Here is an 11,947-nt window from a genome sequence, read left to right as displayed (position 1 = left end):
ATGGGCTTCATCATTCCCTTGCTCACGCTCAAGCAATTGCGACTCAAATCTTTGGCGTTGGTCAATAGGATCGTTCAATTCAGTAAACGCATTAGCATGCTCACGAGCTACGATGAATAACTCAAAGCGATCGGTGAAACGCGGATCTTCTGCGTTCTTCTTAGCTAGTGGTGAAATCTCTACAGGGTGCCCTGTAATAAATGTAGGCTGAATCAACGTTTCTTCGACGAATCTTTCAAAGAATTGATTGACGATGTGACCAAAAGCCATGCTAGGTTCTACATGAACTTTATGCTCTTTGGCTAAACGATGCGCTTCTTCGTTGCTCATGTGCTGGCTGAAATCGACTCCAACTACTTCTCTAATCGCGTCAACCATACTGATTTTTTTCCAAGATGGAGTAAGATCAATTTCTTGATCTTGGTACGCAATGACTGTAGTGCCTAAAACTTCTTGTGCGATATGTGCAACTAATTGCTCCGTTAAGCGCATGATATCTGTATAGTCGGCATAGGCTTCGTAAAGCTCAATCATCGTAAATTCAGGGTTATGACGCGTGGAAACCCCTTCGTTCCGGTAAACTCGGCCAATTTCGTATACCTTCTCTAAGCCGCCGACAATCAACCGCTTTAAATGGAGCTCGATCGCGATTCGCATATAGAGCTGCATGTCCAAAGCATTGTGATGCGTTTCAAAAGGGCGCGCAGAAGCTCCACCTGGTATGGAATGCAGCGTTGGTGTCTCCACTTCCAAATAACCTGCGTTATCTAGATAACGGCGCATGGATTGAATGATTTTCGAACGTAAAATGAAAGTTTCCTTAACTTCCTCACTCATAATTAAATCCACATAACGCTGACGGTACCGCATTTCTACGTCCTTCAGTCCATGAAATTTATCAGGAAGTGGGTAAAGCGACTTCGTTAATACAACCAAGCTTAGCACCTTAATGGAGGTTTCCCCAGTTTGTGTTTTGAATACAAGTCCGTTGACACCTATGATGTCGCCAATATCTAGAATCTCATAAGCTTGGAAATCCAATTCACTTACTGTATCTTTGCGGACATAAATTTGAATTTTCCCAGAGATATCTTGAATATGTGCAAAAGAGGTTTTGCCCATTCCACGCTTCTGCATAATCCGTCCAGCAATACGAACCTCAACAGCAGCTGCGTCGAGCTCTTCCTTACTCTGTTCACTATATGTATCCAAAATAGGCTTAGCTAAATGGGTACGCTCATACTTTTGTCCAAATGGGTCTACTCCAATTGCGCGAAGCTCATCCAGCTTTTTGCGGCGAATGACCAATAGCTCATTCAGTTCTAATTCTTCACTCATGTGATAATCGCTCCCTTATATTTATTAGAAAAAAAAAGCCTCCAGAGGAAGCTTCCAAAGAATTATTCAAGCAAAGGCGTAACTCATTACTTTTTAATATCAATAATCTGATAGGAAATAGTGCCAGCTGGAACGTTTATGTCCACGGAAACACCCTTCTTTTTACCAAGAATGGCTCTGCCTACAGGACTTTCATTGGATATTTTGTTATGCAGGGGATCGGATTCAGCCGTGCCTACGATGGAGTATTCCACCAATTCACCGAACTCCATATCCTTCAAAGTTACAATAGAACCTACACTTACCGTGTTGGTATCTACTTCGTCGCTATTGATAATTCGAGCATTACGCAGCATTTTTTCTAAGGTTATGACACGACCTTCAACAAATGCCTGCTCGTTCTTAGCATCTTCATATTCTGAATTCTCACTTATGTCGCCATATCCAATTGCTACTTTGATTCTTTCAGCAATCTCGCGGCGTTTGACTGATTTTAAAGTATCGAGCTCATCTTCGAGCTTCCTCAAGCCTTCTTGGGTAAGTATAACTTCTTTTTCAGCCATCTTTAACTGATCTCCCGTCACGTGAAAGATTTCCATATCGCAGAATCTGATCGATCCCCAATCGTTATGAATTCACCCTCTAATATATTACAAATTTGCATCCTAATGACATGTAAGTTAGATCTCGCTCGGTTTATTGACTGATTATATTGCAACCTTAGTCAAATGTCAATCCGGGCAATTATCTAGTTTTACAAGGATTTTAGTGAAAAATAGCTTCACTTTCAAATTCGATTTGCGGAGGCTCGGACTCTAGATGTGCTACATAATCATTTAACACATTTGCCATCTTATCGCGCTCTGTCAATTCCATAAGCACATCTTTAATTCTAGCCGAACCCGTCAGCCCTTTTAGATACCAAGCCATGTGCTTCCGCATCTCTTTCACTGCAATAGACTCACCTTTAAGGGTAATCAAACGATCCATATGCAGAATAGCAATCCGGATTTTCTCAGCAGCTGTTGGATCTGGAGGCAGTGTTCCGTTAGTCAAATATTCAATGGTGCGATACAGCATCCAAGGGTTACCTAGCGCAGCACGTCCAATCATAACAGCATCACAGCCAGTATGATCGAGCATTCTCTTAGCATCCTCTGGTGTGAAGACATCTCCGTTGCCAATGACAGGAATAGAAACCGCCTGCTTCACTTCTTTAATGATATCCCAATTGGCTACGCCTGAGTACATTTGAACCCGGGTACGGCCATGGACTGCAACAGCCTGACCCCCGCCGTTCTCAACGGCTTTGGCATTCTGCACGGCATATACATGCTCATCATCCCAGCCAATGCGCATTTTAACTGTTACGGGTTTATTAACCGCTTTGACAACAGCAGCGATCATTTCCTCGATTTTATCAGGTTTAAGCAGCCAGCGAGCGCCAGCATCACATTTGGTTATCTTCGGAACAGGGCAGCCCATATTGATATCGATGATATCGGCATTGGTATGACGATCCACGACTTTAGCTGCTTCCACTAGTGTTTCTACATCTCCACCAAAAATTTGCAAGCTTAATGGCTTTTCTCGATCATCCACATATAGCATTTGCATGGTTCGTTCATTCTTGTGCACGATAGCCTTGTCGCTAACCATTTCGGCACAAACGAGCCCAACGCCAAATTCCTTAGCAATTAAGCGAAAAGCGGGGTTACAAACACCTGCCATAGGGGCAAGCACTACATTATTCTTCGTCTCTATGTTGCCTATTTTAAACATGGGCTTACATCTCCTTTAAGGCTGCAAGGTAACCGGATAACCGGTATTTACCTTCAAATAATCTACGATATTGCAACGGGCGGAAGCAGATCCTTCTGTTCCACGGCAAGTGCTTCAGCGATCCGACCTAACAGCAAGCTCTCCACTTTGCGGGCTCCACGCTCTACTGCACCGATTATAGCAATGGAAACGCCCACGGAATCGGCTAGTTCGGTTTGGGTTAGTCTTTTTAATTTACGAAATGCTCTTATTCTACGTGCTAATTGTTGTTGGTAATCCATAGTTTGACGCCTTCCTTTCCTGCCAGTTCGGTTACATTATGTTTGAGAATATCCATGGCGGGTATTGAATTCTCATCTGCAATCTCTAAAAGGGGAATAAGTACGAAAGCACGTTCAGCCATTCGTGGATGCGGGACCAACAGTTCAGGCTGGTCCAACTGATGATGACCGTATAGCAACAAATCGAGATCAATGGTCCGCGGACCAAAGCGAATATCACGTACACGACCCAGCAGCTGCTCCACGGATAACATATGTTTAAACAGCTCAGACGGCTTAAGGTTAGTTTCCACTTTAATTACCCTATTTAAAAAGGCTGCTTGGTCTGTATATCCCACCGGATCTGTTTCATATATGGATGAACAACGGCTAATTTGTATGTCAGGATTCTCTTGTAATAAACGAATGGCTTCTGCCAAATAGAACTCACGATCTTCAATATTCGAGCCAAGCCCAATGTAGGCAAACTCTTTTAAGACTTGTGTTGAATCCATCCGGCTTCCCGCTTTCTAGTAATCTCCACGGTAACCCCTTCGAAAAAAATCTTGAACGGCGGGTGTGGCTTAATGACTCTAACCTTGATTTCATTGATACTAGTATATGTTTGCAGGAGCGTAGATGCAATGTTTTCTGCTAAAGCCTCCAGTAAACGGAAGGTTTTACCTTCAACAATACCCTGGATCGTGTGATAAACCTCGGCATAATTAACCGTATGCTCCAGCTCATCGCTGCGCCCGGCTTCGTCTAGCGGAAGCGAAAGCTCTGCATCTATATAAAACTGCTGTCCCAGCTTATTTTCCTCTGCAAACACACCGTGATAGCCATAAAAAGCCATGCGAGTAAGAATTATTTTATCCATTTCCAGACCTCTTCCTTGATAAATATTTCCGTTGACTCAACCTCTTCGGACAATCGCATCTGTCATCCTGGCAACCCGCTTCATTTGTTCTATATCATGAACACGGATAATTTCGCAGCCTTGAGCAATACCCAGAGCAACTGTGGCAGCGGTTCCCGCTATGACATCGTCTGCAGGCAGCTCTAAGGTTTTAGTAATCATGCTCTTGCGTGAAGTTCCCAAAAGGACAGGATAGCCTAATGCAACCAATCCGTTTAAGTGATTCATCAGTTCCAAATTCTGCTCATAGCTTTTGGCAAAACCGATTCCCGGATCAAGAATGATTTGGGAAGGATCTATCCCTGCATCCACAGCAAACTGAATATTCGCCTGCATATCCTCAACAACATCTGCTAAAAAATCAGCGTAATTCATCACCTTGCGATTGTGCATCAATATAACCGGACAGCGATAATGGACAATAACCTCTGCCATAGCTTCGTCGCCCTTCAAACCCCAAACATCATTAATAATATGTGCTCCAGCCTCAAGTGCTTGACGTGCGACTTCCGCTTTATAGGTATCCACAGATACTGGAAGCGATACAGCAGCTCTAATTGCTTGTACAACTGGTATAACACGCCGTAGTTCCTCTGCCAAAGTAACCTTATCTGCACCAGGACGAGTCGATTCCCCGCCAATATCGAGGATGTCAGCCCCTTCAGCTTCCATTTGCTTAGCGCGTTCTACAGCCTTGTCTACGGAAATAAAGTCACCCCCATCGCTAAAAGAATCGGGAGTTACATTTAGAATACCCATAATTAATGTTCTAGTGCCGATTTGCAGGGCTTGATCATGACATTGTAGCACTCCCATTTCCTTACTCCTTAAGGGTTTGACTTGGTTAAGCTGATTCACAAGGATTTTTTTACAATTTAACAACCTTTTGGGATATTATACGTCTAACCCTATAATCCAATAAAGAAAGGATTTTATCTGATGTTCAAAGCAACTATAGTCTCGATTCTAATCCTAGCCGCTATTTTATTCGTTTATAAAGATAGTGGCACTACACCTATTTCAGAAAATACTTTACCCGATCCTACGTCTACTGCTTATAAGAATCTGGTTGAGATGCGAAAGAACGTTGGGTTGGACACCTCACCGGAGGCTATAAACCGACTTTATGCTGAACAAGGTCCCAATCCGGGATTTGCCATGATCGGGGAACGCACTATTCTGGCAGGACTTGCAGATATTGAAGGCCAGGTCCCGAATATAGCAAGCATTCTCCCACCGGAAAACTACGGAGGCATCTATATTAAATCGGCAAATCACAAGCTAGCTGTTAAATTAGTCCATAGCACGCCTGAGCTCGAGGAAAAGATTATAGCATTAGCTAAATTTCCAGATTCCATTGAATTTGAAGATGCACAATTCACCAAAGCTGAGTTAGAAGCTGCCCAAGAGTTATTGACAGCAAATATAAATCAGATTCCTGGAATTAACTCTATTGGTGCGGATATCAGGGTGAATAGATTAAATATTGGCTTTAACTTAAGTGAACAACAGACTGTCGAGAGTCGTAAACAAATTGAAAAGCTGGTAAATCCACTATTGCTTGCTTACAGCTTCGATTTACCACCGATTACTTTTTAACCTAGCTTCCAGCCACTTCATTCGTTAAAAGAGTCGATATTCCGCAAGCAGCTTATGAGTAACAGGTCCAATTATGCCCTCGCTGATTTGCTGCTGATTTCCCTCGAGATCGAATAATGTGGTAACGGGGACTAGCTCTTGTATCGAATTAGTTAAGAATATTTCATCAGCAGCAGCTAACTCTTCCCAGCTATATAAACCTTGTTCCAGACGGATGTTTAATTGCTCTGCTAAATCAATAACCTTCTGCCGCGTTATTCCTGGCAAGATACCTGTATCAACCTCTGGTGTATAACATTTTCCCTCTTTAATGAAAAATACATTGCTAACGATACCCTCTGCCACCACTCCAGCTTGGTTCAAAAAAAGCCCTTCGGCGCCTGCAGCCCAAGGATATTCCATCAGTTCACGTTTTGCCATGATGTTGTTCATGTAATGAAAGGATTTAAGTCTCCATTCCCCTTCAGGAGAATTACGACGCAAACGCAGCTGCTGCAGTGGCTTTCCCTTTACATAAAGCTGATCATCCATGACCGGTAATGCTTTTACATAGAGTATTACAGTTGGGGTGAGATACTCATTTGTTGGAAGTCCCAATAGATCTGTACCCGCGGAAACAGATAAACGGAAGTATCCATCCTGTAAATGATTAACCGCCAACAATTGCTCAATCTGCTGCTCCCAGTAAGCGAGCCCGATCTTGAGTTGAATCGCTAGCTCTTTACACCCTAAAGCCAATCGTTCCAAGTGCTCTTTCAACAAAAAGGCTTTGCCTTGATAAGTGCGAAAGGTTTCAAACAAACCCATTCCATAGAGAAAACCGTGATCATAAGCGGAGACCACGGCTTCTTTTTCCTCGCATAAGCTCCCGTTCATTGAGATAATCATCCCTTAATTCCGTCCAACACCGTACGTTTGAGGAAATTCCGCAGAATTTGAAGTCCGTTTTCGGTAATGATTGATTCAGGATGGAACTGTACACCTTCTACTGCATATTCTTTATGACGCAAGCCCATGATCTCGCCTTCCGCTGTTTCCGCACTAATCTCCAGACAATCCGGCAACGTTTCTCTGCGAACAATTAAAGAATGATAGCGTGTAGCTGTAAAAGGACTTGGCAGGCCCTCGAAAATGGTCTTGCCGTCATTAATCATAGGTGATGTTTTGCCATGCATCAGCTTTTCTGCTCGAATGACTTCTCCACCAAATGCTTGACCGATCGCCTGATGACCCAAACAAACTCCAAAAATCGGAATTACACCTTTGAAATGCTCGATTAAGCTCAAGCTAATACCCGCTTCATTCGGTGTGCAAGGTCCTGGTGATATCAGAATATGACTTGGCTTAAGGTGCTCAATCCCCGCCAAATCAATTTCATCGTTGCGATAAACGACAACTTCCTCTCCTAGCTCCCCTAAATACTGAACTAAATTGTAAGTAAACGAATCATAGTTATCTATTACAAGAATCATTCCGACTCACCCCTTCTTTATATTGGTTTTAATCCTTTGTTCACTAAATTCAATCGCTTTCCATAATGCTTTGGCTTTATTAATGGATTCAATGTATTCCTTCTCAGGGTCAGAGTCAATAACAATTCCTGCACCTGCTTGAATATACGCCGTTTGATCCTTAACCACCATTGTACGTATAACCATATTAAATTCTAAATTACCGTTATAGTCAATCCACCCGATAGCTCCCGTATAAGGTCCTCGCCTTACTGGTTCCAATTCTTCAATAATTTCCATTGTGCGAATTTTCGGTGCACCGGTTATGGTACCTCCAGGAAATACAGCTGCCAGCACATCATAAGCATCTTTGCCTGCAGCGACCTCGGCTTTCACCCCAGAAACAATATGCATCACATGTGAATAATACTCAATGACCATAAACTCATCCACTTTAACTGTACCGTATCGGGCAATTTTGCCTAAGTCATTGCGTTGCAGATCGACTAACATGACGTGCTCCGCGCGTTCTTTCTCATTATGGATTAGCTCATCTGCAAGCCGGTTATCCTCATCCTCGTTTAAGCCACGAGGTCTAGTCCCCGCAATCGGACGTGTCCGAACTTGATTATTCTCCACTTGAACCAATAATTCAGGCGAGGCTGACACAAGCTGAAAATCTGCAAAACGCAGGATCCCCATATAAGGAGATGGATTCAATAAACGGAGCCATTCATAAATTTCCTCTGGTGTAATCCGCTCCTCGATTTCATTAAGGGTAAGCTTACGGCTTTGTCTAACAGATAAATTAACCTGAAACACATCGCCCTGGCCAATATACTGTTTGACTCGATCTACAGCTCTCATATAATCCAGTTTACCAAAAGCTCGCTCAACATCGGGGATTTTATCCACATCTATTTGTAAATTCCCAGTCTGAATCGCCTCTTGATAAAGTGATTTGCGTGCTTGTGAGTTTTCGTTATTCCCACCTGCTACAATAGTGTCCCATTGCTGCTTCATTTTTTCTGTTTCATGTGAAGCCGTATCATATAGCTGCTGAAGTACATGCTTTTCAGTGAATGTGTAGGTATGACTGGCGCAATATAAGCTTAGTTCCTGATGATCGATGATCCAAAGCTGATCAAACCGCATCATCGCGAAATCAGGCAAATCCAAGTCATCTTCTGCTGTTTGGGGTAACCGTTCTAGAGAACGTACGGTATCATAACCTAAAAAGCCGATACATCCGCCAATAAATTTAGGAGCCCCCTCCACATAAGGAGAGTTAAACGGTTGCATCCATTGCTTAATTTTCATCAACGGGACATCTGTATATTTTCCACGAATGCTTGTTGTCGGTTTGATCCCAAGAAAGCTATATCGCCCGCCTTTTCCACTTTCCAGTACAAAAGAAGCTTCACTTGCTTGCTCCCAAGCCATCTGCCAGTCAGCTACTCGTGTTTCTAATAAATCGTATTTTCTAACAAAAGGCAACATCGTGTAAAGCTCTGCCCATTCTTGCCATTGTTTATATGCTGTAACAATCAAGGGACGAGCCTCCTGGTTCCATACTAATTAACGAGCAACAAACATGTAAAAACTGCCCATTACCCGTACAATTATAGCGAAAAAAAACCAAAAGCAAAAGCCCCTCCATGTCGGAGAGGCTTAAATAAGCTATTTTATAAGGATAAAACCGATTAATCTTCGAATTGATATAGTGCTGTACTAAGGTAACGCTCCCCATTACTAGGGATAACAGCAACTACTCTTTTACCAGCGCCTAATTCTTTAGCTACTTTTAAAGCTGCAAAGATAGCAGCACCGGAGGAAATTCCACCTAGAATACCTTCTTCTTTAGCTACACGACGTGCAGTTTCGAAAGCTTCTTCATTATCAACGGAAATAATTCCATCATAAATCTCTGTATTCAGAATGCTTGGAATAAAGCCTGCTCCAATACCTTGAATTTTATGAGGACCAGGTTTACCGCCAGCAAGTACGGGTGAGTTTGTTGGTTCAATTGCATATATTTTGATTCCTGGAAAGCTAGCTTTTAGAACTTCGCCTGCTCCCGAAATAGTTCCGCCCGTACCAACACCTGAGATGAAAGCATCCAATTTACCATCATAATCATTGATAGCTTGCACGATTTCAGGACCTGTAGTTTCACGGTGAACTTTAACGTTAGCTGGGTTATTGAATTGCTGTGGCATAAAATATTCTGGGTTTTCCGCTTGTAGCTCTTCAGCACGACGAATTGCGCCTTTCATACCTTCTGCTCCTGGAGTAAGCACCAATTGAGCGCCATAAGCCTTCAACAAGCTGCGACGTTCAATACTCATCGTTTCAGGCATAACTAGAATGGCTTTATAGCCTTTAGCTGCAGCTACCATTGCAAGACCAATTCCTGTGTTACCGCTGGTTGGCTCAATAATCGTTGCTCCTGGTTTAAGTAAGCCCGCTTGCTCAGCAACTTCTACCATGCTAATAGCAATACGGTCTTTAACACTTGCTCCTGGATTCTGAAATTCAAGCTTCAAGTAAATTTCTGCACTGCCTTCTGGAACTACACGATTCAAACGGACTAACGGAGTATCACCAATCAATTCTGTAATGTTCTGAACTAATCTTGCCATTTTTATTATCCTCCTCAAACTATTCCCGAGTCTTTTAGTGGGTTTTAACTATAATAATCTTAACAATCCAAGAAATCGTTGTCAACATAAAATTCATTTTAGCTGTGGATCAAGGATGACTGTTTTTCTTTTATTACGTAATTCTTGTGTTAAATCCTTAAGCGGCTGTGCTTTTTGTAAAGCTAATTGCTTGCGGAGCGCTGCATCGATTTCTTCAAGAGTGCCTTTGCTATTTTGTTTAAAATCCACTAACCGCACAATATAGTACTTCTTATCCACTTTAATCGGCTGACTTACTTCACCAACACCTAAGACTTTAGCGGCTTGAAGAATAGGTGCAGGAATGAACGGGTCATCTTCTTCCACCCAGCCCAAATCGCCACCGTCCGCTGCTGTCGCTGTATCCGTTGAGTTCGCAATAGCCACACTTGTATAATCATTGCCATTATTCAAAAGCTCTAAGACTTTTAAAGCAGCTGCCATACTTTCTACTTCAATTTGCTCAATATGAAGCTGCACCGTATTCTTAAACTCTTCACTGTGCTCTTTCTTATAAGCTGCGATTTCTTCATCCGTTACATCTATATCCTTGGTTGCTATTCGTTCAAGCAACAGCTTATAATTCACGTCCTGTCGGAGCTCAAGCTCACTCATCCCAACTTGTTCCTTCATCGATTTGTAGAATAGCTCTTCACTTTCATAGCCTTGCTGCATGCGTTTTAATTCGTCATCAATGTCCGCGCGCGTTAGCTTAAAGCCCAGCTCATCCGCTTCCATTTGAATGGCATAACGGTCTAACATTTGATTGATTAGCTCCGCCCCATGCGTTGTATATAAATTATTAGCCAGCTCACTTTGCTTGATTAACACATCACCAATTTGAGCTACCGTTTTATCTGTTATTTCGTTAGTTTCATGTTGAACAATATCAGGAGCAGAACGAAACAACACTTCGCGATAACCAAAAAGCGCCGTCTCCGCAATAACAACAACTAATAATAAACCAATAGTAGCGCGTAAAACTTTAATATTCTTCATACCTATTCTCCTTATTTACTCCGCGCACTCCTACGATATTTTTGATATTAGCTCTTGCAGCTGCTCTCCCTCAAATACATAAGGCTCATTACAATATTGACACACAACTTCAGCATTCCCATCTTCCAGCAAAATAGCTTCAAGCTCACCTATGCCCAAGCTAATCAGTGTCTGCTCTACCCGTTCTCTAGAGCACTGGCATTTAAATATCACGTCCATTTGATCCCAAATAACAACGTCACTAACGATGGACGTTAAAACTTCTTCCAAGGTTGCACCTTGATCCAGCAACGTACTGATTGGCTTTAATTGACCCAAAACAAGTTCCATTTGAGTGATCTCTTCATCCGTCATTCCAGGCAATAATTGAATAATGAAACCACCTGAGGCTTTCACAGTTTGATCTATATCCACTAGCACACCAAGTGCTACGCAGGATGGAGTTTGTTCCGATTTAGCAAAATAATAAGTAAAATCCTCAGCTAGCTCCCCTGAGATAATCGGTGTGCTTCCACGGTAAGCTTCTTTAAGTCCTTGGTCTTTAATGACATAGATAAAGCCTTCTGTACCTACGATACCTGCTACATCCATCTTGCCTGCTGCATTCAATGGGAGCTCTGCCTCTGGATGATCAACATAACCTCTTACTTCTCCGTTCGCATTAGCATCAACCATAATTTGCCCTAATGGACCGTCGCCTTTGACTTGAATTGTTAGCTTATCATTTCCTTTAAGCATAGCTCCCATCATCAAAGCTGCCGAAACCGTTCGTCCTAGGGCAGCCGTTGCTGTGGGTGAAGTTTGATGTCGTTGCCTTAGCTCTTCGACTATAGCTGTGGTTTGTACAGCAAAAGCACGGACCTTGCCCTCCATAGCAGTTGCCCGCAATAAATAATCATTCATCCTATTCCTCGCATT

General features: G+C 42.6%; 14 protein-coding genes (1 of these 14 running past the window's edge). 1 reads left to right on the top strand and 13 read right to left on the bottom strand.

What is annotated here, in order from left to right; all coding sequences use genetic code 11:
• The 7 genes from lysS to folP form a co-directional block, all read right to left on the bottom strand.
• Positions 1 to 1,338: the 5' portion of a lysine--tRNA ligase gene (lysS, locus tag EHS13_RS01695; RefSeq protein ID WP_155698715.1), read on the bottom strand. 159 nt of this gene lie to the left of the window's left edge; only the first 1,338 of its 1,497 coding nucleotides appear in the window; the start codon lies at positions 1,336 to 1,338; its stop codon lies beyond the left edge, outside the window.
• Positions 1,339 to 1,424: 86 nt separating this feature from the next.
• Positions 1,425 to 1,901, bottom strand: a complete 477-nt coding sequence (gene greA / locus EHS13_RS01690) for a transcription elongation factor GreA (protein ID WP_155705190.1) — start codon at positions 1,899 to 1,901, stop codon at positions 1,425 to 1,427.
• Between the two features lie 202 nt (positions 1,902 to 2,103).
• Positions 2,104 to 3,120, bottom strand: coding sequence for a tRNA dihydrouridine synthase DusB (gene dusB / locus EHS13_RS01685; RefSeq protein WP_155698714.1), 1,017 nt, complete (start codon positions 3,118 to 3,120; stop codon positions 2,104 to 2,106).
• A gap of 62 nt (positions 3,121 to 3,182) precedes the next feature.
• A complete protein-coding gene (locus tag EHS13_RS01680; RefSeq protein WP_155698713.1) occupies positions 3,183 to 3,401 on the bottom strand; it encodes a helix-turn-helix domain-containing protein in 219 nt (72 codons plus the stop codon).
• The gene (gene folK / locus EHS13_RS01675; protein ID WP_155698712.1) at positions 3,380 to 3,895 is read right to left on the bottom strand and encodes a 2-amino-4-hydroxy-6-hydroxymethyldihydropteridine diphosphokinase; all 516 of its coding nucleotides are present in this window, start codon (positions 3,893 to 3,895) and stop codon (positions 3,380 to 3,382) included. Before folK ends, EHS13_RS01680 begins: the two co-directional genes overlap by 22 nt.
• Entirely contained in the window at positions 3,874 to 4,260 is a 387-nt protein-coding gene (gene folB, locus EHS13_RS01670) for a dihydroneopterin aldolase (RefSeq protein ID WP_155698711.1), read from the bottom strand. Before folB ends, folK begins: the two co-directional genes overlap by 22 nt.
• Positions 4,261 to 4,296: 36 nt before the next feature.
• Positions 4,297 to 5,115, bottom strand: coding sequence for a dihydropteroate synthase (folP, locus tag EHS13_RS01665; protein WP_155698710.1), 819 nt, complete (start codon positions 5,113 to 5,115; stop codon positions 4,297 to 4,299).
• 123 nt (positions 5,116 to 5,238) lie between these two features.
• On the opposite strand from folP, the gene EHS13_RS01660 reads away from it, so the two are divergent.
• Positions 5,239 to 5,898 carry a hypothetical protein gene (locus EHS13_RS01660; protein WP_155698709.1) on the top strand — a complete coding sequence of 220 codons (660 nt, stop codon included), beginning with the start codon at positions 5,239 to 5,241 and terminating at the stop codon, positions 5,896 to 5,898.
• Between the two features lie 24 nt (positions 5,899 to 5,922).
• Here EHS13_RS01660 and pabC read toward each other — a convergent pair whose 3' ends face one another.
• The 6 genes from pabC to hslO form a co-directional block, all read right to left on the bottom strand.
• Complete coding sequence (gene pabC, locus EHS13_RS01655; protein WP_155698708.1) at positions 5,923 to 6,786, bottom strand: aminodeoxychorismate lyase; 864 nt, start codon at positions 6,784 to 6,786, stop codon at positions 5,923 to 5,925.
• Positions 6,783 to 7,370, bottom strand: a complete 588-nt coding sequence (pabA, locus tag EHS13_RS01650; RefSeq protein ID WP_155698707.1) for an aminodeoxychorismate/anthranilate synthase component II — start codon at positions 7,368 to 7,370, stop codon at positions 6,783 to 6,785. The genes pabC and pabA overlap by 4 nt, the downstream gene beginning before the upstream one ends.
• A gap of 6 nt (positions 7,371 to 7,376) precedes the next feature.
• A complete protein-coding gene (locus EHS13_RS01645) occupies positions 7,377 to 8,900 on the bottom strand; it encodes an anthranilate synthase component I family protein (RefSeq protein ID WP_155698706.1) in 1,524 nt (507 codons plus the stop codon).
• Positions 8,901 to 9,052: 152 nt separating this feature from the next.
• Entirely contained in the window at positions 9,053 to 9,991 is a 939-nt protein-coding gene (gene cysK, locus EHS13_RS01640; RefSeq protein WP_155698705.1) for a cysteine synthase A, read from the bottom strand.
• Positions 9,992 to 10,084: 93 nt separating this feature from the next.
• Positions 10,085 to 11,029: a peptidyl-prolyl cis-trans isomerase gene (locus EHS13_RS01635; RefSeq protein ID WP_155698704.1), complete on the bottom strand. Its 945-nt coding sequence runs from the start codon at positions 11,027 to 11,029 to the stop codon at positions 10,085 to 10,087.
• Positions 11,030 to 11,059: 30 nt separating this feature from the next.
• Positions 11,060 to 11,932 carry an Hsp33 family molecular chaperone HslO gene (gene hslO, locus EHS13_RS01630; RefSeq protein WP_155698703.1) on the bottom strand — a complete coding sequence of 291 codons (873 nt, stop codon included), beginning with the start codon at positions 11,930 to 11,932 and terminating at the stop codon, positions 11,060 to 11,062.
• Positions 11,933 to 11,947 lie beyond the last annotated feature (15 nt).

It is taken from the genome of Paenibacillus psychroresistens (assembly GCF_009728935.1).
GTDB lineage: Bacteria > Bacillota > Bacilli > Paenibacillales > NBRC-103111 > Paenibacillus_AC > Paenibacillus_AC psychroresistens.
This window is presented reverse-complemented; position numbering and strand designations above follow the sequence as displayed.